23 protein-coding genes are annotated in these 20833 nt (G+C 65.0%); 15 read left to right on the top strand and 8 right to left on the bottom strand.

Features of this window, described 5'->3' with window-relative positions; all coding sequences use genetic code 11:
• Positions 1-95: 95 nt before the first annotated feature.
• From AC1D0O_RS01960 to AC1D0O_RS01890, 15 genes are all read left to right on the top strand, one after another.
• A complete protein-coding gene (locus AC1D0O_RS01960) occupies positions 96-866 on the top strand; it encodes an ABC transporter ATP-binding protein (protein WP_477651871.1) in 771 nt (256 codons plus the stop codon).
• The gene (locus tag AC1D0O_RS01955; RefSeq protein ID WP_074574254.1) at positions 866-1561 is read left to right on the top strand and encodes an ABC transporter ATP-binding protein; all 696 of its coding nucleotides are present in this window, start codon (positions 866-868) and stop codon (positions 1559-1561) included. Before AC1D0O_RS01960 ends, AC1D0O_RS01955 begins: the two co-directional genes overlap by 1 nt.
• Positions 1562-1758: 197 nt before the next feature.
• Positions 1759-3867 (top strand): 3-hydroxyacyl-CoA dehydrogenase NAD-binding domain-containing protein, encoded by a 2109-nt coding sequence (locus AC1D0O_RS01950; RefSeq protein WP_477651870.1) that lies wholly within the window; start codon positions 1759-1761, stop codon positions 3865-3867.
• Between the two features lie 49 nt (positions 3868-3916).
• Positions 3917-5092 (top strand): acetyl-CoA C-acyltransferase, encoded by a 1176-nt coding sequence (locus tag AC1D0O_RS01945; RefSeq protein ID WP_477651869.1) that lies wholly within the window; start codon positions 3917-3919, stop codon positions 5090-5092.
• A 91-nt stretch (positions 5093-5183) separates the two neighbouring features.
• Positions 5184-7007 (top strand): acyl-CoA dehydrogenase, encoded by a 1824-nt coding sequence (locus AC1D0O_RS01940; protein ID WP_477651868.1) that lies wholly within the window; start codon positions 5184-5186, stop codon positions 7005-7007.
• Positions 7007-7237: a hypothetical protein gene (locus AC1D0O_RS01935; protein WP_477651867.1), complete on the top strand. Its 231-nt coding sequence runs from the start codon at positions 7007-7009 to the stop codon at positions 7235-7237. Before AC1D0O_RS01940 ends, AC1D0O_RS01935 begins: the two co-directional genes overlap by 1 nt.
• Positions 7238-7427: 190 nt before the next feature.
• Positions 7428-8219, top strand: a complete 792-nt coding sequence (locus tag AC1D0O_RS01930; RefSeq protein WP_074574258.1) for an SDR family oxidoreductase — start codon at positions 7428-7430, stop codon at positions 8217-8219.
• A 163-nt stretch (positions 8220-8382) separates the two neighbouring features.
• Positions 8383-8820 carry a PaaI family thioesterase gene (locus AC1D0O_RS01925; protein WP_477651866.1) on the top strand — a complete coding sequence of 146 codons (438 nt, stop codon included), beginning with the start codon at positions 8383-8385 and terminating at the stop codon, positions 8818-8820.
• Positions 8821-8872: 52 nt separating this feature from the next.
• On the top strand, positions 8873-9889 hold the full coding sequence (locus tag AC1D0O_RS01920) for an NADP-dependent oxidoreductase (RefSeq protein WP_477651865.1): 1017 nt from the start codon (positions 8873-8875) through the stop codon (positions 9887-9889).
• Positions 9890-9912: 23 nt separating this feature from the next.
• Positions 9913-11553: an isovaleryl-CoA dehydrogenase gene (locus tag AC1D0O_RS01915; protein WP_477651864.1), complete on the top strand. Its 1641-nt coding sequence runs from the start codon at positions 9913-9915 to the stop codon at positions 11551-11553.
• A gap of 27 nt (positions 11554-11580) precedes the next feature.
• Complete coding sequence (locus AC1D0O_RS01910; protein WP_477651863.1) at positions 11581-12519, top strand: glutathione S-transferase family protein; 939 nt, start codon at positions 11581-11583, stop codon at positions 12517-12519.
• Positions 12516-12971: a GNAT family N-acetyltransferase gene (locus AC1D0O_RS01905; RefSeq protein WP_477651862.1), complete on the top strand. Its 456-nt coding sequence runs from the start codon at positions 12516-12518 to the stop codon at positions 12969-12971. Before AC1D0O_RS01910 ends, AC1D0O_RS01905 begins: the two co-directional genes overlap by 4 nt.
• An 87-nt stretch (positions 12972-13058) precedes the next feature.
• A complete protein-coding gene (locus AC1D0O_RS01900; RefSeq protein ID WP_477651861.1) occupies positions 13059-13964 on the top strand; it encodes an SDR family oxidoreductase in 906 nt (301 codons plus the stop codon).
• Positions 13964-14803, top strand: coding sequence for an alpha/beta fold hydrolase (locus tag AC1D0O_RS01895; protein WP_477651860.1), 840 nt, complete (start codon positions 13964-13966; stop codon positions 14801-14803). The genes AC1D0O_RS01900 and AC1D0O_RS01895 overlap by 1 nt, the downstream gene beginning before the upstream one ends.
• Positions 14804-14848: 45 nt before the next feature.
• Entirely contained in the window at positions 14849-15445 is a 597-nt protein-coding gene (locus AC1D0O_RS01890; RefSeq protein WP_477651859.1) for a DsbC family protein, read from the top strand.
• Between the two features lie 2 nt (positions 15446-15447).
• On the opposite strand, the gene serA is transcribed toward AC1D0O_RS01890, so the two are convergent.
• The 8 genes from serA to AC1D0O_RS01850 all read right to left on the bottom strand — a co-directional run bounded on the left by serA (position 15448) and on the right by AC1D0O_RS01850 (position 20661).
• A complete protein-coding gene (gene serA / locus AC1D0O_RS01885) occupies positions 15448-16677 on the bottom strand; it encodes a phosphoglycerate dehydrogenase (RefSeq protein ID WP_477651858.1) in 1230 nt (409 codons plus the stop codon).
• A 98-nt stretch (positions 16678-16775) separates the two neighbouring features.
• Positions 16776-17294, bottom strand: a complete 519-nt coding sequence (locus AC1D0O_RS01880; RefSeq protein ID WP_477651857.1) for an MOSC domain-containing protein — start codon at positions 17292-17294, stop codon at positions 16776-16778.
• A complete protein-coding gene (locus AC1D0O_RS01875; protein WP_477651856.1) occupies positions 17291-17776 on the bottom strand; it encodes a rod shape-determining protein in 486 nt (161 codons plus the stop codon). Before AC1D0O_RS01875 ends, AC1D0O_RS01880 begins: the two co-directional genes overlap by 4 nt.
• Before the next feature lie 33 nt (positions 17777-17809).
• Complete coding sequence (locus AC1D0O_RS01870; protein ID WP_477651855.1) at positions 17810-18322, bottom strand: hypothetical protein; 513 nt, start codon at positions 18320-18322, stop codon at positions 17810-17812.
• A 12-nt stretch (positions 18323-18334) separates the two neighbouring features.
• Positions 18335-18679: a GlpM family protein gene (locus tag AC1D0O_RS01865; protein ID WP_477651854.1), complete on the bottom strand. Its 345-nt coding sequence runs from the start codon at positions 18677-18679 to the stop codon at positions 18335-18337.
• A 65-nt stretch (positions 18680-18744) separates the two neighbouring features.
• A complete protein-coding gene (locus AC1D0O_RS01860; RefSeq protein WP_477651853.1) occupies positions 18745-19242 on the bottom strand; it encodes a GNAT family N-acetyltransferase in 498 nt (165 codons plus the stop codon).
• A gap of 44 nt (positions 19243-19286) precedes the next feature.
• Complete coding sequence (locus AC1D0O_RS01855) at positions 19287-20054, bottom strand: DUF1223 domain-containing protein (RefSeq protein WP_477651852.1); 768 nt, start codon at positions 20052-20054, stop codon at positions 19287-19289.
• A gap of 88 nt (positions 20055-20142) precedes the next feature.
• A complete protein-coding gene (locus tag AC1D0O_RS01850) occupies positions 20143-20661 on the bottom strand; it encodes a hypothetical protein (protein WP_477651851.1) in 519 nt (172 codons plus the stop codon).
• Positions 20662-20833: the final 172 nt, after the last annotated feature.

Here is a 20833-nt window from a genome sequence, read left to right as displayed (position 1 = left end):
AATTCACTTCGTGTAAACGCTGCCCCCCGAGGGGGCGCTGCGCCTGCGGCCCGGCAAAGCCGGTTCCGCGGCCCTGGCTGGGGGGGGAAGGTGATATGACTTGTTCGCTTGAACTCAAAGACCTGCGCAAGAACTTCGGCAAGACCGAAATCATCCGCGGCGCCAACCTGCAGGTGCAGGCCGGCGAGCGCGTCGCCATCATCGGCCCCAACGGCGCGGGCAAGTCGACCTTGTTCAATCTCATCAGCGGGCGCTTTGAACCCACCAGCGGCGAAGTGCTGCTCAACGGCCAGCGCATAGACGGCAAAAAGCCGTTTGAAATCAACCGGCTGGGTTTGTCGCGCAGTTTCCAGATCACCAACATCTTCCCCAAGCTCAGCGTGTTTGAAAACCTGCGCTGCGGTGTGCTGTGGAGCCTGGGCTACAAATACACCTTCTTTCGCTTCTTGGCCGACCTCGACGACGCCAACGAGCGCGCCGAGCAACTGATGGCCATGATCAAGCTCGACAAAAAGCGCGACGTGCTGGCCACCAACCTGACCTATGCCGAGCAGCGCGCGCTCGAAATCGGCATCACCATCGCCGGCGGCGCCAGCGTCATCCTGCTCGACGAGCCCACGGCCGGCATGAGCCGCTCGGAAACCAGCCGTTTCATCAACCTGATCAAGGAAGTCACCGTGGGCAAGACCCTGCTGACGGTGGAGCACGACATGGGCGTGGTCTTCGGCCTGGCCGACAAAATCGCGGTGGTGGTCTACGGCGAAATCATTGCCTACGACACGCCCGAAGCCGTGCGCGCCGACCAGCGGGTGCAGGAAGCTTATTTAGGCTCCTCGGTAGCCGACGCACAGGCAGGGGGCCACTGATGCTGCACATACAAAACCTCCACGCCTTCTACGGCAAAAGCCACGTGCTGCATGGCGTGCATTTCGATGTGCAGCCTGGCCAGATCGTCGCGCTGCTGGGCCGTAACGGCTCAGGGCGATCCACCACGGCCAAGGCGATCATGGGCCTGGTTGACTGCCAGGGCTCCATCCTCTGGAAAAAGCAGGAGATCGTCGGCAAAAAGGCCTACCAGATCGCCCACCTCGGCATAGGCTATGTGCCCGAAAACCGCGACATCTTCCCCAAACTCACGGTGCACCAGAACCTGCTGCTGGGCCAGAAGGGATCCGGCAAGGGCTCGCGCTGGTCGTTTGAGGACATGTACCAGATGTTCCCCCGGCTGCGCGAACGCCAGCACACCGAGGCCGGCGTGCTCTCCGGCGGCGAGCAGCAGATGCTGACGCTGTGCCGCACGCTGATGGGCGACCCCGACCTCATCATCATCGACGAACCCACCGAGGGCCTGGCGCCCAAGATCGTCGAACTGGTGGGCCAGTATTTGCAAACGCTGAAAGCCAAGGGTATTTCGGTGCTGCTGATCGAGCAGAAACTGACGATTGCCATGGCGATCTCCGACCGCGCGCTGGTCATGGGCCACGGCAGCATCGTGTTTGACGGCACGCCCGACAGCCTGCGGGCCGACGCCTACATCCGCAAAGAGTGGCTCGAAGTGTAAAAAGCTGCCGGGGCATGTCACCGCTGGGACAAAAATAGACCAAACAGTCCAACCCGGGACTTGTGCCGTCACAAACGCCCCCTACAATGGAAAAAGAACGGTCGTACTTTTTTGACGACCGCCAGGGCTGCAGAGGCCGTGACGCGCCAGCCGAGACAACTGAATCACTGAAACTCCCATCAAGGAAAGAAGCAGCAATGACCACCCTTTACGAAGTTCACGGCAGCGTGGCCGTCATCACCCTGAGCAACCCTCCCGTCAACGGCCTGGGCCATGCCACGCGCCTGAGCCTGACCGACAACCTGCAGAAAGCCAACGCCGATGCGGCCGTCAAGGCCATCGTGCTCACCGGCGCCGGCAAGGCCTTCTCGGGCGGCGCCGACATCAAGGAGTTCGGCACGCCCAAGGCGCTGTCCGAGCCGAATCTGCTCAGCGTGATCCGCGCGGTCGAGAATTCCGCCAAGCCCGTCGTCGCGGCCATCCATTCGGTCTGCATGGGCGGCGGCCTGGAACTAGCCCTGGGCTGCCACTACCGCATCGCGGCGCCTGGCACCAACATCGCCTTGCCCGAAGTCAAGCTGGGCCTGCTGCCCGGCGCCGGCGGCACGCAGCGCCTGCCGCGCGTGCTGGGCGTGGAGCCAGCCCTGAACATGATCGTGAGCGGTGAACCCGTCAAGAGCGAACTGCTCGCGCAAATCCCCGGCCAGAAGCTGTTCGACAAGCTTGCCGCATCGCCCGAGTCGCTGGCCCAGGAAGCCCTGGCCTTCGCGCAGTCGATTTCCGACACCCGGCCGCTGCCGCTGGTGCGCGAACTGCGCGCCAAGCACCCCAACGGCGACGCCTACTTCCAGTTCGCCCGCAACATGGTCAAGGGCATGGCCAAAAACTTCCCCGCGCCGCTCAAGTGCGTGGACGCCGTGGAAGCCGCGACCAAGCGGAAGTTCGAAGACGGCATGGCCTTTGAGCGTGAGCTCTTCATCAACCTGATGTGGACACCCGAAAGCCGCGCGCTGCGCCACATCTTCATGGCCGAACGCGCCGCCTCCAAGATCCCCGACGTGCCGGAAGACACGCCCAAGCGCGAGATCAATTCGGTGGCCGTGATCGGCGCCGGCACCATGGGTGGCGGCATCGCGATGAACTTCCTGAATGCCGGCATCCCGGTCAAGATCCTCGAGATGAAGCAGGAGGCGCTGGACAAAGGCCTGGGCATCATCCAGAAGAACTACGAAGCCCAGGTCAAGAAGGGCAAGCTCAAGCAGGACAAGTACGAGCAGCGCATGGGCCTGCTCAGCACCACGCTGAGCTACGACGACCTGAAAGACGCCGACTTGGTGATTGAGGCGGTGTTTGAAGAGATGGGTGTCAAGGAAAAGGTCTTCAAGGAACTGGACCGCGTGATGAAGCCGGGCGCCATCCTGGCCTCCAACACCTCCACACTCGACGTCAACAAAATCGCCGACTTCACCAAGCGTCCGCAGGACGTGGTGGGCCTGCATTTCTTCAGCCCCGCCAACGTGATGAAGCTGCTTGAAGTGGTGCGCGGCGCCAAGACCGGCAAGGACGTGCTGGCCACCGTGATGGCCGTGGGCAAGAAGATCAAGAAGACCGCCGTGGTGTCGGGCGTTTGCGACGGCTTTATCGGCAACCGCATGATCGAGCAGTACGGCCGCCAGGGCGGTTTCCTGCTCGACGAAGGCTGCACGCCCGAGCAGGTCGACAAGGCCGTCGAGAAATTCGGCTTTGCCATGGGCCCCTTCCGCATGGGCGACCTGGCCGGCAACGACATCGGCTGGGCCATCCGCAAGCGCCGCTACACCGAAAAGCCCGACATGAAGTACAGCAAGACGGCTGACCTGCTCTGCGAAAAAGGCCGCTTCGGCCAGAAGACCGGCGCCGGCTGGTACGACTACGTGCCCGGCAAGCGCGACGCGATCCCGAACGCCGAGGTCGTCAAGATGATCGAGGACCACCGCAAGTCGCTGGGCATCACGCCGCGCAAGATCTCCGACGAGGAAATCGTGCAGCGCCTGGTGTTCTCGCTGGTGAATGAAGCCGCGCATATCCTGGAAGAAGGCATCGCCTCCAAGGCCAGCGACATCGACATGGTCTACATCATGGGCTACGGCTTCCCGGTCTACCGCGGCGGCCCCATGCTGTACGCCGACCAGCTCGGCCTCTTCAACGTGGTGCAAAGCATGAACCGCTTTGCGCAGAACCCGCTGGACGACGCCAAATTCTGGAAGCCCGCGCCGCTGCTGGCCAAGCTGGCCGCCGAAGGCAAGACCTTCAACCAGTCCACCTGATCCGCATAGATCAACGTTCCAGACAACGCACCAGATTCCGGAGATTTCCATGACTTCAGCAGTAATCGTTTCCACCGCACGCACCCCCCTGGCCAAAAGCTGGAAGGGCTCCTTCAACATGACGCACGGCGCTACGCTGGGCGGCCACGCCGTCGAGCACGCGCTCAAGCGCGCCGGCATCGAGGCGGCAGAAGTCGATGACGTGATCATCGGCTGCGCCACGCCCGAAGGTGCGACCGGCGCCAACATCGCGCGCCAGATCGCGCTGCGCGCGGGTTGCCCCGTCACCGTGTCGGGCATGACGGTCAATCGTTTTTGCTCGTCCGGCCTGCAGACCATCGCGCTGGCAGCCCAGCGCGTGATCGCCGGGGAAGCCGACATCTACGTGGCCGGCGGCGTCGAAAGCATCTCCTGCGTGCAGCAGGAAATGAACACCCACATGCTGCAGGAAGGCTGGCTTGCCAAGAACAAGCCCGAGATCTACTGGAACATGCTGCAGACCGCCGAGCAGGTCGCCAAGCGCTACAACATCTCGCGCGACCGCATGGACGAATACGGCGCGCTGAGCCAGCAAAAGGCCACGGCCGCGCTGGCCGCCGGCCTGTTTGAAGCCGAAATCGCACCCATCACCGTGACGGCCGGCGTGGCCGACAAGATCATGGGCCTCACCACCAAGCAGGTCACCGTCAGCAAGGACGAGGGCATTCGCGAAGGCACGACCAAGGAAGGCATCAGCGGAATCAAGCCGGCCATCCCCGGCGGCGTGATCGCGGCCGGCAACGCCAGCCAGTTCTCCGACGGCGGCGGCGCCGTGGTCGTCATGAACGAAACCCTCGCCGAAAAGAAAGGCCTCAAGCCCCTGGGCCGCTTCCTCGGCTTTGCCGTCGCCGGTTGCGAACCCGATGAAATGGGCATTGGCCCGGTCTTCGCCATTCCAAAGGTTCTCGCCAAGCTGGGCCTGAAGATCAGCGACATCGACCTGTGGGAGCTCAACGAAGCCTTCGCCGTGCAGGTGCTGTACTGCGCCGACAAGCTGGGCATCCCGATGGACAAGCTCAACGTCAATGGCGGCGCGATTGCCGTCGGCCACCCTTACGGTGTGACCGGCCAGCGCCTGACGGGCCACGCGCTGATCGAAGGCAAGCGCCGCGGCGCCAAGCGCGTCTGCGTGACCATGTGCATCGGCGGCGGCATGGGCGCGGCCGGCATTTACGAAGTCCTCTAAGCCGGGCGAACACCATGAATGAAACCCTGCTCCTTCAGAAAGGGCAGGCGTTTCCTGCCTTGCCGCTCGCCCTTGCGCCGGGGAGGCTGTCATGAGCCTCAGGCCCACCCTCGACTTCCTGCTTTACCACTGGCTGAGCGCCGAGTCCTTAAACCAGCGCTCGCGCTTCGCCGACCATTCGCGCGAGACCTTTGATGCGGTCTTCGACACCTGCGAGCGCATCGCGCGCGAGAAATACGCGCCTTTCAACCGCACGGTGGACACGCAGGAGCCGCACTTCGACGGCGAAAAAGTGATCCTGCCGCAGGCCACGCACGATGCGCAAAAAGCCTATGCCGAATCCGGCATGCTGAGCGCTGCGCAAGACTATGAAGTCGGCGGCATGCAACTGCCCTATACCGTGGAAGCGGCGGCCAATGCCTTCTTTGCGATGGCGTCGGTCAGCATGGGCTCGGGCCTGCTGACCACCGGCAACGCCAACCTGCTGATGGTGCATGGCACCGAGCTGCAAAAAGAGGTCTTCGCGAAGAACGAATTCTCGGGCCGCTTCTCGGGAACCATGTGTTTGTCCGAGCCGCAGGCCGGCTCCTCGCTGAGCGACGTGACCACGCGCGCCATGCCTGACGGCGAAGGTTTTGAAGCCGACCCGCTGGGCGCCCGCTACCGCCTCAAGGGCAACAAGATGTGGATTTCGGCCGGCGAGCACGAGCTGACCGAGAACATCATCCACCTGGTGCTGGCCAAGATACCGGGGCCGGACGGCAAGCTGACCGCCGGCACGCGCGGCATCTCGCTGTTCATCGTGCCCAAAAAGATGGTCGACACCCGGGGTGAACTCACCGGCGTGCGCAACGACGTGGCGCTCGCCGGCCTCAACCACAAACTGGGCTGGCGCGGCACCACCAACACGCTGCTCAATTTCGGCGAAGGCAAATACCCCGTGGACGGCCAGGCCGGCGCCGTCGGCTACCTGGTCGGCAAGCCGCATGAAGGCCTGCGCTGCATGTTCCACATGATGAACGAGGCGCGCATAGGCGTGGGCACGGCTGCGACCATGCTGGGCATGGCGGGTTATTACGCCAGCCTTGATTACGCCAAAAACCGGCCGCAGGGCCGGCCGGTGGGTGTGGGCGGCAAGGACGCCTCCCAGCCGCAGATTCGCATCATCGAGCACGCCGACGTCAAGCGCATGCTGCTGGCGCAAAAAGCCTATTGCGAAGGTGCGCTGGCGCTGGAACTGTACTGCGCGCGCCTGGTCGACGAACACCACACGGCGGGCGGCCAGGCCGCCGACGATGCGCGGCTGCTGCTCGAGGTGCTGACGCCGATCGCCAAGAGCTGGCCCAGCGAGTGGTGCCTGGAGGCCAATTCCCTGGCCATCCAGGTGCACGGCGGCTACGGCTACACGCGCGACTTCCCGGTGGAGCAGTACTGGCGCGACAACCGCCTGAACATGATCCACGAGGGAACGCATGGCATCCAGGCCATGGATCTGTTGGGCCGCAAGGTGCTGATGGAAGGGGGCAGGGGTCTGCAGCTGCTGGCCGGGTGCATCAACGCCACGATTGAAAAAGCCATACAGCGGCCCGAACTCGCGGTGCACGCCAATGCGCTGGGCAAGGCGCTGCAGCACGTGGGCAGCGCCACCAAGGCGGCCTGGGCCACCGGCGAGCCCGGCGAGGCGCTGGCCAATGCGGTACCCTATATGCAGGCCTTCGGCCACACCGTGCTGGCGTGGCTGTGGCTGGACGTGGCGCTGGCCAGCCTTTCATTGCCGCAGGATGCACCGCACACGGGAAGAATGGGGGCCATGCGCTACTTTTTTCATTACGAATTACCGAAGATCGACGCCTGGCTCAAGGTGGTTGAAAACCGCGACCTGACCTGCGCCGACCTGCCCGAGGAGGCTTTTTAATGGCATTTTTCAAACCGTCCGCCGACCCTGTGTCCAACAAGAACGTGGCGCGCCTGCAGGCCCTGATCTGGGTGCTGATTTACGGCGGGCTGCTGACGCTGGTGCTGGGCCTGTCGGTCGAACGCGTGGACGACGCCATCGGCTGGTCCATGGTGGTCGCCGGCGGTATCGTCGCGGCGGTGGGTTTTGTGCTGATCTACGTCCGTTCGCGCGTCAACGTCGGGCCCTGAGCGGCACCCAAAGCCAAGTCGCCGCCATGACAGCAGGGACTGCAACAGGCTCGATGTTGTGCCAATATGGCGAAGTCAACGCAAGTGAATGCATCGCAGCCGCGGCTGCCTGACACCAACCTCATTTCAACATCATCATCCCCGCCCGGCATAAAGGGCGGCGCATGAACAACACTCCAGGAGACCCCCCATGACCCGTACCATCCAGCAACTGTTCGACCTCAAAGGCAAGACCGCCCTCGTGACCGGCGGCTCGCGCGGCCTGGGCCTGCAACTGGCCCAGGCGCTGGGCGAAGCCGGCGCCAAGGTCATCCTGAGCTCGCGCAAGGCCGAAGACCTCATCGAATCCGCCGCCGAACTGAAAGCCGCCGGCATTGACGTCGACTGGATTGCCGCCGACTGCTCGAAAGAAGAAGACATTCGCGCGCTGGCCGACGAGGCCATCAAGCGCCTGGGCCACGTCGACATCCTGGTCAACAACGCCGGCGCCGCCTGGGGCGCGCCCGCCGAAGACCACCCGGTCGAAGCCTGGGACAAGGTCATGAACCTCAACATCCGCGGCTATTTCATCCTGAGCCAGCACATCGCCAAGCACAGCATGATCGCCCGCAAGTCCGGCCGTATCATCAACGTGGCCTCCATCGCCGGCCTGGGCGGCAACCCGCGCGAGATGACCACCGTGGCCTACAACACCTCCAAGGGCGCCGTCGTCAACTTCACGCGCGCGCTGGGCTGCGAATGGGGCAAGTACAACATCACCGTCAACGCCATCTGCCCGGGCTTTTTCCCGAGCAAGATGACCGTGGGCACGCTGAAGGCGCTGGGCGAGGAAAAACTCGCCTCGCATGCACCACTGGGCCGCCTGGGCGACGACGAGGACCTGAAAGGCCTGTGCGTGCTTTACGCCTCGGACGCCGGCAAACACATCACGGGCCAGTGGCTGGCCGTCGATGGCGGCGTATCCGTCGTAACGGGTGGCTAGACATGAAGCCCCCACGTTCGCTCGCTGCGCGTAGCTCTCTGCCCCCCGGGGGGGCGCTGCGCCTGCGGCCCGGCAAAGCCGGTTCCGCGGCCCCGGCTGGTGAAGAGGGCGGCTCCACGCTTGTCGCTTTTCGTACTGCGGCGGGTCCGCAGGAGATATACCTGTGAACTTCGGCGCCGACATCCCCTTTGTCAATCACCTGGGCTTTGAGCTCGAGCTGTTCACGGGCGGTGCTTCAGCCATTGGTTATTCGCCCAAAGCCGAGCACCTCAACTCTTTCGCGGTGACGCACGGCGGCGCCATCATGACGCTGCTGGACGTGACCATGGCCACGGCCGCCCGCAGCGTGCAGAAAGACATGGGCGTGGTCACCATCGAGATGAAAACCAGCTTCATGCGGCCGGCGCCCGGCGACGGCAGCCGGCTGACGGCCAGGGGCCGGCTCATGCACCGCACGGCCACCATGGCTTTTACCGAGGCCACGCTTTACGATGTGCTGGGCCAGCCCTGCGCGCATTCGACCGGAACTTTCAAGTACGTCAAACGCAAGCCCGCGGCCGATAAACCGGATTCCTCCGGCGGCGCGATTTCCACGGACTGATACCAGCAGTCATGCCGCAGCCGCGGCACCCAATACACAACAGGAGACTTCCATGCCCATCAACCAGCAAATCCTCCTCGACAACCGGCCCACCGGCGAGGCCACTGCCAGCAACTTCATGCTGGTGTCCAGCGACACGCCGCCCCTGCAGGACGGCCAGGTGCTGGTGCGACACCACTACCTGAGCCTGGACCCGTATATGCGCGGCCGCATGAGCGACGCCAAGAGTTATGCCGCGCCCCAGCCGCTGGGGCAGGTCATGCTGGGCGGCACAGCCGGCGAGGTGGTGGAGAGCCGCTCGCCCAAATTCCAGCCCGGCGACAAGGTCGTCGGCATGGGCGGCTGGCAGCAGTACAGCGTGGTCAGCGCCGACCAGCCCGGTGCGCTGCGCAAGGTCGACACCACCCACGTGCCGCTGTCGCATTACCTGGGCGCGGTCGGTATGCCCGGCGTGACCGCCTGGTACGGCCTGGTCAAAATCATCGAACCCAAAGCCGGCCAAACCATGGTGGTCAGTGCCGCCACCGGCGCCGTGGGCAGCGCCTTTGCCGCACTGTCGAAAGCGCGCGGCTGCCGCACCGTGGGCATCGCGGGCGGACCCGACAAATGCAAATATGCCGTTGATGAACTCGGCTTTGACGCCTGCATAGACTACAAGCTGCACGCCGATGCGGCCTCGCTGTCCAAGGCCTTGCGCGATGCCTGCCCCGACGGCATTGACGGCTATTTCGAGAATGTCGGCGGCATGGTGCTGGACGCCGTGCTGCCGCGCATGAATGCCTTCGGCCGCATCGCGCTGTGCGGCATGATCGCCGGCTACGACGGCCGGCCCATGCCGCTGGCCTACCCGGCGCTGATCCTGACCGCCCGCCTCAAGCTGCAAGGTTTTATCGTGGCCGAGCACATGGAAGTCTGGCCCGAAGCGCTCAAGGAACTCGGCACGCTGGTGGGCACCGGCAAGCTGCGTCCGCGTGAAACCGTGGCGGAGGGCATTGAGTCGGCGCCGGAGGCCTTCCTCGGACTGCTCAAAGGCAAGAACTTCGGCAAGCAACTGGTGAAACTGATCTAGGCTTGCACACCAGGAGGTTTGCGATGAACCCCACCCACGAAGTCTTCAACCAGCCCGCGCCGCTGGCCGACTACAACCTGTTCGAGACCAACCGGCCGCTGCGCGATGCGCTGAAGTTCAACGCGCCCGCACTGGACACCACAGCGCTGAGGCAGCTCGGCGCCACCTTGGGCAGCAGCGCGATGCAGGCCCACGCGCGCCTGGCCAATGTCCACGGGCCGGTGTTGCACAGCCACGACCGCTTCGGCCGGCGGGTGGACCAGGTGGAGTTTCACCCGAGCTATCACGAGCTCATGAAGCTCGCGACCGGCGCGGGCCTGCATGGCTCGCCCTGGAGTGATGAAGAAGCCAGCCCGCATGTCAGGCGCGCCGCCGGCTTCATGCTCTTCACCGAACTCGAACCGTCCACCCTGTGCCCCATCTCCATGAGCTACGCGGCCACGCCTGCGCTGCGCGGCAACACCGCCATCTACGCCGACTGGGCCCCCAGGCTGGCCAGCCGCGCCTACGACCCTGAACTCAAGCTGTGGCAGGCCAAGGCCGGCCTCACCATGGGCATGGGCATGACCGAAAAGCAGGGCGGCTCCGATGTGCGGGCGAATACGACGCGAGCCGAGCCCGCGGGCCTCGACGGCTGGGGTGAGCGTTATGCCGTCACCGGCCACAAATGGTTTTTCTCGGCACCCATGTGCGACGCCTTCCTGGTGCTGGCCCAGACGCAAAGCGGACTGAGCTGCTTTTTCCTGCCGCGTGTGCTGCCCGACGGTGGCCTCAACGCCATCCGCATCCAGCGCCTCAAGGACAAGCTCGGCAACAAGGCCAATGCAAGCTCCGAGGTGGAGTTTGAAGGCGCGCAGGCCTGGCTGGTCGGCGGCGAGGGCCGCGGCATCCCGCAAATCCTCGAGATGGGCACCATGACGCGGCTGGACTGCGCGCTGGGCACCAGCGGGCTGATGCGGCAGGCGCTGGCCCTGGCACTGAACCACACCTCGCAGCGCAAGGCGTTCGGCAAGCTGCTGGTGGAGCAGCCGCTGATGCGCAACGTGCTGGCCGACCTGGCGCTGGAATCCGAAGCCGCCACGGCGCTGGCGATGCGCTTGGCCCGCGCCTTCGACCGCCCGGGCGACGCGCACGAGGCCGCCATGGCGCGCCTGCTGACGCCGGTCGCCAAGTTCTGGATCTGCAAACGCGGCAGCCACTTCGCGCAGGAAGCCATGGAATGCCTGGGCGGCAACGGCTATGTGGAGGAGGGCGGCGAAGGCATCATGGCCCGCGTCTACCGCGAGATGCCGCTCAACTCCATCTGGGAAGGCGCGGGCAACATCATGGCACTGGATTTGCTGCGCGCCCTGCGCAAGGCCGACGCCGTGGCCGCGCTGGCGCAGGAGCTGTCCGCCGCCAAAGGCGCGCACCCGGCGCTGGACAAGCTGGCCGCCGCCTTGCCCACGCGCATCGAAGAGATGGCGAGCGAGGTCGAGGCACGCCGCCTCGCGCAGGACGTGGCGCTGGCCGTGCAGGCCGCGCTGCTGCTGCAGACCGCGCCGGCCGCCGTCTTCCACGCTTTCTGCGATTCGCGCCTGGCCGGCAACTGGGGGCAGTCCTTCGGCACACTGGGCGCGGGCACGGATTTCGACGCCATCATCGCCCGGGCCATGCCCCGCTGAATCAACCCAAACATCCTGGAGACACCCATGAGCGAGCTGATTCTTCACCACTATCCCTCGTCGCCCTTCGCCGAAAAAACGCGGCTGATGCTGGGCTACAAAAACCTGGCCTGGAAGTCCGTGATCATCCCGATGATCATGCCCAAGCCCGACGTGGTGGCGCTCACGGGCGGCTACCGCAAGACGCCCATCCTGCAAATCGGTGCCGACATTTATTGCGACACCGCGCTGATCAGCGACGTGCTCGAGCATTTGCAGCCCCTCCCCAGCGTCTACCCCGAGCCCAGCAAGGGCCTGGCGCGCACGCTCGCGCACTGGGCCGACAACACGCTGTTCTGGACCTCCATGGCCTTCAACACCCAGCCCAAAGGCGCGGCGCAGATTTTTGAGAAAGCGCCGCCCGAAGCCGCGCGCGCTTTCGGCGAAGACCGTAAGGCCATGAGCTTCGGCATGCCGCGCCTGCGCTCCAGCGACGCCGCGGCCGCCTACAAGTCCTACCTGCGGCGCATTTCCGACATGCTGGACGACAGGCCTTTTGTGCTGGGCGACGTGCCCTGCATCGCCGACTTTGCGATGTACCACCCGCTGTGGTTCACGCGCACGCAAACCCCGGTGCTCGCGGGCATCCTCAAGCTCACGCCGGCCGTGCTCGACTGGATGGACCGCATGGCCGCCCTGGGCCACGGAACTTTTGAAAAACTCAGCTCCGGCGACGCCATCGCGGCAGCCGCCGCTGCCACCCCCGCGCCGCTGCACGACGAGCTGTTCCAGGACGAACACGGCATCCCGCTGGGCACGCTGGTGCGGATCAGCAGCGAAAGCTTCGGCCCCGAGCCCACCGAAGGTGAGCTGATCGCCGCCACCCGCATGCACTACACGCTGCGCCGCATGGACCCGCGCGCCGGCACGGTGCACGTGCATTTCCCGCGCATAGGTTATTCGCTGAAAGCCGCCACCCCCGAATGACCGGCATCATCACCTGGCGTTTTGTGCCCTTCAGCGCGCTGGACACGCTGGAACTTTACGAACTGCTGCAGTTGCGCAGCGAGGTCTTTGTGCTCGAACAGGCCTGCGCCTTCCAGGACCTGGACGGCGCCGACACCGAGGCCATGCATCTGCTGGGCGTGCGGGACGGCCGGCTGGCCGCTTATGCGCGCTGTTTTGCCGCCGGCGCCAAGTTTGCCGAGGCCAGCATAGGCCGCGTCGTCACGCACGCTTCGGCGCGCGGCGGCGGCATCGGCCATGTGCTGATGAAAGAGGCGATTGAGCGCCTGCAGGCGCACTGGGGCCAGCAAGCCATACGCATAGGCGCCCAGGCGCGGCTGGAGAAGTTCTACCAGCAGCACGGCTTTGTGAAAAACGGCGAGCCCTATATCGAAGACCGCATACCGCACATCGAAATGTTGCGGCTTGCATGAGTTAAGGGCCTGAGTTGCCTGAGTGACACGCGCAAGCATGTGTCTCATGGACAATTTTCGTATTCAAGACATCAAGGAAGACACGCAATGATCACCGACTTCAAAGGCAAAACGGCAGTGCTGACCGGCGCGGGCTCCGGCTTCGGCCTGGAATGTGCACGCCTGGGCGCCAAGCTCGGCATGAACCTGGTGCTGGCCGACGTGCAGCAGGATGCGCTCGACAAGGCCGAAGAGGAAATGAAGGCCGCCGGCGCCCAGGTGCTGTCCTTCAAGCTCGACGTTTCCAGCGCCGCGCAGATGGAAGCCATGGGCAAGGCCGTGTTCGAGCGCTTCGGCGCGCCGCACTTCGTCTTCAACAACGCCGGCGTGGGCGCCGGCGGCCTGATCTGGGAAAACAGCCTCAAGGATTGGGAATGGGTGATGGGCGTCAACGTCATGGGCGTGGTGCACGGCGTGCGCATCTTCACGCCCATGATGCTCGAAGCCGCCGCCAAGGACCCGGCCTGGCAGGGCCACATCGTCAACACCGCCAGCATGGCCGGCCTGCTGAACCCGCCCAATATGGGCGTCTACAACGTCAGCAAGCACGCCGTGGTTTCCTTGAGCGAAACCCTGTACCAGGACCTGGGCTTGGTCACCGACCAGGTCGGCGCCTCGGTGCTGTGTCCCTTCTTTGTGGCCACCGGCATCGGCATGAGCCACCGCAACCGCCCGGCCGAGCTGGCCAGCGACAAGCCCACCAAAAGCCAGATGATCCAGCAGGCCATGACCGGCAAGGCCGTGGGCTCAGGCAAGGTTACCGCCGCCGACGTGGCAAAGCTGGTGTTCGACGCCATCGCCAGCAACCAGTTCTATATCTACAGCCACCCCAAAGCGATCAATTCCGTGCAGACGCGCCTCGAAGACGTGCTGCAGGCACGCAACCCGACCGACCCGTTTGCCGACAAGCCCGAAATCGGCCAGCAACTGAAAGCCGCGCTGCGCGGCGCCTGATGCGGCGTATCTGCCTGGCTCTGGCCAGCCTGCTGCTGGCAGGTTTGCCCTGGGCCGTTTCAGCGCAGCAGGCGACCTGCCCTGACGGCAAGAAGGCCGACGGCGTGGAGCGGGCAGGGGACAGCCGGCATTGCCTGGTGATACGCACCTTGGCGCCCGCGCAGGCCTCGGCCCGCGTCACGCCCAAGGTGCTGCTCGTCTTCCTGCACGGCGACAACGGCGGGCGCACGGAGTTGAAGACCGACAGCGGCGCGGCCGCCATGCTCGCGGAAAAAATTCAGGCCGTCACCGTGGCCATGCAACGGCCCGGCTATCGCAGCGACCTCGGTACGTCGGACGGCCAGTCCAGCCCCGGCGACGACGATTACACGCCGCAAAACGTGAACATCGCCGCAGCGGCCCTGGGCCAGTTGCGCGGCCTGAACCCCGGCAAAAAGATCCTGCTGGTTGGCCATTCGGGTGGTGCGGCCATGGCGGCCTTGCTGGCCAGCCGTTTCCCGAACAGCGCCGACGCCTACCTGCTTGCCGCCTGCCCCTGTGACGTGCCCGCGTGGCGGCAATGGCGCGGCAGTTCGGCCGGCAAGAAGGGCGCCTGGACCAGCCTCTCGCCGCTGGCCGAGGCAGGAAAGGTACCGTCCGGCACGCTGCTCAGCCTGGTGGTCGGCAACAAGGATGAAAACACCTTGCCCTTGTTCAGCGAAAGCTACGCCAGGGCCCTGCAGGCCCGCGGCCTCAAGACCCGCGTGACCTACGCGATGAACGCCACCCATGTGTCGGTGCTGCGCTCGCCGGAATTCTTCATGCTGGCGGGTGAATTGGCGGACGCGCTGTCGAAATAGCGCGCCTGGGCTATTCTTGGTCCTCGTTCACTGACGGCCGACACCATGCCCAAATCCTTGCCTTCTTTTTTCGCCGCCACGCTGGCGGCCTGCACCTTGCTGCTCGCCGGCTGCAATGACGCCCCCGACACCGCCGCGCAAAAGGCTGCAGCAACAGCCGCATCCATCTCGGTGGAAGCCATCGCGGCCGAGGCCAAAGGGTTTACCGTCGGCTCGCAGATGAGCCGGCGCACCGTTTACGTCTTCTTCGACGCGCAGTGCCCGCATTGCGCCGTGCTGTGGGAGGCCGCCAAGCCACTCAAGTCCCAGGCCAAGTTTGTCTGGATTCCCGTCGGCATCCTCAACGCCGCCAGCACCGCGCAAGGCGCGACCCTGCTGGCCTCCGGCGACCCCGTGGCCGCCATGGACGAGCATGAGGCTTCCATGAAAGCAGGGCGCGGCGGCATCAGCGCCGCCAGCAGCATAGACCCGCAAAAAGACGCCGTCGCCAAAAACACCGCGCTCATGACCCGGTTGGGCTTCAGCGGCATCCCCAGCATCGTCGGCACCCATGCGCAGACCGGCGCGGTGGTGTCTCAGGAAGGCGCCTTGCCGACGGCCGCGCTGGCGGAACTGCTGGGTTTGCAGGTGCCGGGGCAGTAGACCTAGAACAGCACCCGGCTGCGAATCGTCCCCGGCACCTCGGCCAGCTTGGCCAGCGCCATGTCGGAATGGGCCGCATCGATGTCGATCACGACGTAGCCTACGGCTTCGTTGGTTTGCAGGTACTGCGAGGCGATGTTGATGCCGTTACCGGCGAACACCTTGTTGATTTCCGAGAGCACGCCGGGCACGTTGCGGTGGATGTGCAGCAGGCGGTGTTTGCCGGGGTGGGCGGGCAGGGCGACTTCAGGGAAGTTGACGGAGGACGTCGAGGTGCCGTTGTCGCTGTATTTCACGAGCTTTTCGGCGACCTCGATGCCGATGTTTTCCTGGGCTTCCATGGTGGAGCCGCCCACGTGCGGTGTGAGGATCACGTTGTCGAGGCCGCGCAGGGGGGATTCGAAGATGTCCTTGTTGCTGCGTGGCTCCACGGGAAAGACGTCGATCGCGGCGCCTAGCAGTTGTTTGTTTTTCAAGGCCTGGGCCAGCGGCTCGATCTCGACCACCGTGCCGCGCGAGGCGTTGATCAGCACGCCGCCGGGCTTGATCGCGGCGATCTCGGCCGCGCCCATCATCCACTGCGTGGCCTGGGTTTCGGGCACGTGCAGACTCACCACATCGGACTGGGCCAGCAGGTCCTTGAGCTGCGCCACCTGCCGGGCATTGCCCAGGGGCAGCTTGGTCACGACGTCGAAAAACACCACGTGCATGCCCAGCGCCTCGGCCAGCACCGAGAGCTGCGTGCCTATGGAGCCGTAGCCGACGATGCCCAGGGTCTTGCCGCGGATTTCATAGGCGTTCTCTGCCGACTTGAGCCAGCCGCCGCGGTGCGCGACCGCGCTTTTTTCAGGCACGCCGCGCAGCAGCAAAATCGCCTCGGCCAGCACCAGTTCGGCCACCGAACGCGTGTTGGAAAAGGGCGCGTTGAACACCGCGATGCCGCGTTCGCGCGCCGCGACCAGGTCGACCTGGTTGGTGCCTATGCAAAAGCAGCCGACGGCGGCGAGCTTGCCGGCTTGGGCGAAGACCTCGGCCGTGAGCTGGGTGCGCGAGCGTATGCCGACAAAATGCACGTCGGCGATCTTGGCCTTGAGCTCCTCGTCGGGCAGGGCGCCGGACAGGCTTTCAATGTTGGAATAACCCGCGGCCTTGAGGACTTCCACGGCGGAGGGGTGTATGCCTTCCAGCAGCAGGAATTTGATTTTGTGCTTGTCGACCGAGGTTTTGTTCATGGAGGCGGCAGGGCAGAAAGTGAAGGGCAGGCCAGTATGACCTATGCCCAATACCCATACCGGCACACGGTTTGGAGAGTCAGGCTAGCGCAACACGTTCAGGCCCGTTCGCAAACCACCGCATCGCCCACCCGCAGCGGGCCGCCCTGCAGCACGCGCGCCGTCAGCCCGCCATGGCCGCGCATGGCGTTGTAACCGCCGGCGCCCAGCACTTCCTCCATGCGGGAGCAAGGCTCGCAGGGACCCGTGATCTCCAGCACCACGGGGCCTATGCGCAGCACCATGGGCTGGTCCTTGAACAGCGATTTGGCCGCCAGCAGGTTCAGGCCGGCCACCACGAGGTTGCGGCGAAGGTCCGCGGCATCCACCGCTTCCCGCCGGGCCAGGGAAGCCAGCACGGGAAGGTGTTCGGCCTGCACCAAGGTGACCTGGCGTTTGCCGCCCTGCGCACCGGTGGCGTAGCGGTCGCCTTCCAGGCCGCGGCCTGTGATCGCCAGGGCGCTTTCCACGGCGAGCACTGGAACACGCCGATCAGGCCGCAGGAAAATCCGCTCCAGCCGGCCCGCATGCGGGAACGCGCGGGTCAGCGCGCGCAGGTCCGCGGGGCCTGTTGTCACTCGAGTACTCGGCCGGTGGATGGGTAGTTGCGCGACAGCACCTGTTCGTCCGTGAGGTCCTGGCCCTGCCAGATCGTGACTTCCGAAGCGCCGGCGCCCAGGGCCATCTCGTGCAAAGCCCGTATCTCTATCTGCGTAAAGCCGCCGGCCGGTTCGCCCTGGGGATGAACGACCATGCGGGGCAATGCGGCGAAGACATAGCTCTTGGGCAGCTTCTTCACAAAGGCCTTGAGCAGTTGCTGGCCCCGGGTGAAGTCGGACACCAGCGAACGCGGGTGGCTGAAAGGGTTGAGCACCTCAGCCGACTTGCTGGACTTGTAAGGCGCCGCCTCGTCGCCTGCGCCCAGCACCTTGGGCTTGGGCCCGCGCGAGACGGCGATCTCGGGCACTTCGGAGATGAACTCACCCGTCTTGACGTTACGCACCGTCAGGCGAAACGGCGAGAGGCGTATGTACAGAGGAGGTTTGAAGAGGTCGAACATGGTGCGAAAAATTTCAGTGGGCTTCAATTTTCATCATGACAGCGCGGCTTTGAGCGCCGCCAGCAGCCTGGCGCCCGCCAGCTTGACCCGGCCCTTCAAGCGGCGCGCCACTCGCCAGGCCCAGGAGGCCCTGGCCTGCGCGATGACCTTGTCTTTCCAGGCTTTCCAGGGTGTGTAAAGCCGGGCGAACCAGGCCATGCGCATCAGCGCCGGTTGCGTGAGCTGGAACAGGCGGGCCGCCATCGCCGTTCCCGCCAGTTTCGCAGCAAGAATCAAGCCCAGGCCTGTGGTGATATGCCCCTGGCCGAAGAGGTAAAGCGCCAGCAACTTGAGGGGGATCAGCGCGAGCACGGGAACGCCGAAGGCCAGCAGCGCAGCCCAGGGCGGCAGGCGGGTGATGAAGCGTTCCAGCCGCGCCCACCACGGCAGCCGGCCCAGCGCCGCGAAGGCGGCGGCCAGTGGCTCCCAACCCCATTCCTCGAAGAGCAGGAACAGCGCGACAGATGCCAGCAGCAATCCCCGCAGTATTTTTTTGAGCCTGTTCATGCGGCTTTCATTTCATGTGGGGTAGGCGCGGCTCCAGCCCAGCAGCAATGCGCCGGCTGCCACGACCCAGGCCAGCGTGGCGGCGGCCAGCGTCACCGTCAGCGTGGTCCGCACGCTGAGCCAGTAGACCGTGAGCAAATAGGCCGCATAAGGAAGCAGCGACCACAGGCCGAAGAGCGCGGTGGCGCGCAGGTCGGCGGCATGGCGTTCGCTGCCCACGATGTAGTGGGCGATCAGCGCGAAGGTGGGGAACAGCGGCACCAGGCCGGCGATGACAAAGTTGCGCGATCTGGACAGCAGGGCGATCAGCAGCACGGCCAGCGCGCCCAGCAGGCATTTGAGGAACAGGGAGATCATGCGCGAAGAGCGCGCGCGAGGCGGGAGTAAGGCATGCGCCACAGTTTAGCGAACGGTGGCTAGGCCTAGGATTCCTTGCGCATGGCAAGAACCCGCTCATCCGACAGGCCCGGCACCCCCACAAAACCCAGGCGCTCGTAAATGGCCAGTGCCGGGTCGTTGTCGCGGTAGACACGCAAGGTGAAGGCGCTTGCGCCGGTGGCGCGCGCGGCTTCGGCCATCAGCAGTTCGCACAGCGTGGTGCCCAGGCCCTGGCCGCGCGCTTGCGGGGCCAGGATGATGCGGGCCAGGTGCGCCACACCGGGATCACGCACCCAGAACTGCCCGAAGCCCGAGGGCGGGGCGTTGGGGCCGCGGCTCATCACAAAGCTGTGGGCGCCGGGCTCAGCCAGCAATTGCGCGAGCCGTGCCGGCTTGAACGGATACTTCAGCCTGGGGCCGGCCCAGCGCAGGCAGGTGTCGGCATCCTTGACCCAGCCGCCCAGCGCCAGGTAGTCGGCGGCCTCAGGCGGGCGCAGGCCCGGCGGCGGAGATGAAGAAGGGGGCGCGGGCGAGGAATCCATTGCGCCATTGTGCGGCAGCCCTGCAAGGCATCATCACAAATTCTTCAGGCGGGGCATTGCAGGCTCACGGCCTGCAGGGTCTTGCCGGTCTTGGGGTCAAACACCACGAGGTTGACCTGGCGTTCATGGCCGGGCGTGGCGGCGATGCTGCGGAAGACCAGCTTTTGCGGCGACGCGCCCTCGCTTTTGTAGTCGCCCGCGGGGGTGTACTGGCGCACCACGAAGTCGTGCTTGAGGAAGGCGCCGGTGTTTTCGCCGGCCTGCACTTTGGAGTTGTGGCCGTGTTCGGTGACGGTCCAGTAGGCCGACCATGAAGGCGACAGCTGCCGCTCGGCCACCGGCGTCACCACGGCTTCAAACTGGTCGGCGCCCAGCCGCGTCAGCACGATGGCGGCGCGCGCCGGCTCCTTGCCGCCGGGCGGCCTGGGCCCCCAGGCGGGCAAATCCTTGCCGTTAAGCACTGCCTGCGGGGTGTAGACACTGCGCAAGCTGTTGCGGGCGGCGACTTCGTGCTGGCGTTTGGTATAGGCCGGCGCGGCAAAGCGGTCGACCCAGCCGATGTAGTCCCAATAACCGACGTGAAAAGCCTGCACCACCATGCCGGAGCCCTTGAGCGAGGACAGCCATTTGTCGGCGGGCGGGCAGGAACTGCAGCCCTCGGAGGTGTAGAGCTCCATCACCGGGGTGACGGCCGGGCCCGATGTAGCGGTGCAGGCGTCTTGCGCCGCGAAGGCGCTGCAGCTCACGGACAACAGGGTGAGGGCCGTGATCGAATGGATCGAATGGATCCATGGGTTTGAACGGGTTGGCATGGGCGTCTCCAGGGGCATTGAACAGGCGTTGCACCCGAAAAGTGCGGCCGCCTGCTGGTGGCCATTGGTCGCGCGATGCCGGGGTTTCTTACACCAGCGGCATGGTCAGGTGGTCTTTTTGCGCGCTGCCCATGCCGTTGCGGCGCTCAAGCTGGTCTTCCAGCTGGCCCACATGGGCCGCCACGCTGTTGTCGATTTGCTCGAGCCGCGCCAGCAAGGCCTGTTGCTGCTGGGCGAAACGTTCGGCCAGCACGGTGGCCGCGGCGGCTTCGCGGTGCTGCGCGGCCAGCGCCTGGACTTCCAGGTAGCTGCGCAGTTCGGTGAAGCGCGAGGCTTCGGCCTTGTCGGCGAGTTCGCGCTGGGTGTTGAGTTCACGCGAGTATTTGCGGGTTTCCAGCAGGTGGGTGCTTTGCATATAGAGCGTGGTGGCGAGGAAGACCACGGTGGCGATCACCAGCAGCAGCAACATCAGCAGGCCCAGCGAGACCTGCACGGTGGTAAAGCCCAGGCTCAGCATGCTCACGCGCGTGAACTCGTCAAGATTGAGGGCCACCAGGCCCGACAGCAGCAGGATGCCCACCACCAGCAATATCGTGCGAATTCTCATGTCCGTCTCCCCTTGAATAAATGTAAGAAATTGCTTTTCAGCCGCTACCCATTATTCGAAGGGATGCCCCGTTTTGCCTGTGGGACAATGCCGACCCTTGGCGTCAGTTTGTGGGTTCGCGAAACCCCGCGCCCTGGCCGCTCATTCCTGTTTCATTCTTTCCAGCTTTTCA

It is taken from the genome of Polaromonas sp. P1_F2 (assembly GCF_056405735.1).
Note: the sequence above shows the minus strand (reverse complement) of the source record. Positions and strands in the feature narration are given on the sequence as shown.